Origin of the sequence: Flammeovirga aprica JL-4 (genome assembly GCF_012844305.1) — a bacterium.
In the GTDB taxonomy this organism is placed as follows: domain Bacteria; phylum Bacteroidota; class Bacteroidia; order Cytophagales; family Flammeovirgaceae; genus Flammeovirga; species Flammeovirga aprica.
The window spans coordinates 1-664 of sequence record NZ_JABANE010000366.1 but is presented as its reverse complement, the minus strand read 5'-3'; the positions used below and the strand labels follow the sequence as shown (position 1 = coordinate 664).

The window sequence follows — 664 nt, the reverse complement described above, 5'->3', positions numbered from 1 at the left end:
ATGGTGCAGGTAAGGTTGTTTTTGAAGAGAATATGGTTGAATTGGACAAGTCCGATAATTTGAAGGAATTATTGTTGAAGTATCATGATAAGCTATTTAGAAATAAGCTGGGCAATTTTGAGCATGAACGAGAATTAGAAGAAAAGATTTTCACTCTTAAAATTGAACTTTCAAATAGTAACCCTTCAATTTATCGTACTATCCGAGTGAATAATTCCATGGATTTAGATCTTTTCTCAGAATGTTTATTGAAAATTATGGGATGGGGAGGGTTTCATCTCTCGATGTTTGAATATAAAAAAGAAAGAGAATGGGTAGCGATAAATGAAGAGGATTATGATTTTATGTTTGATGATGAATCAGATGATGAAGAATCTGATATGGAAAGTCCATTAGAGGACTATTTACTGGATGACTTTTTCAAGGATAAAAAATCGGTATTAAAGTATACTTATGATTTTGGAGATAATTGGAGACACCTAATCACGCTTCAGAAAGTTGAAAAAGGACAATTAAAGCATCAGGTCGAATGCATTGAAGGAAAAAGAGCAACACCAATGGAAGATGTTGGAGGTATATTCACTTATGAGTATATGCTTGAAGTTTTACAGGATAAATCACACGAAGACTATGAAAACTATGAAGGATGGACTGATGAAGATTT

1 protein-coding gene is annotated in these 664 nt (G+C 32.8%); it reads left to right on the top strand.

The window, feature by feature from the left end; genetic code table 11:
• The coding region (locus tag HHU12_RS34400) for a plasmid pRiA4b ORF-3 family protein (protein ID WP_169661211.1) at positions 1–664 on the top strand (664 nt) is incomplete at both ends.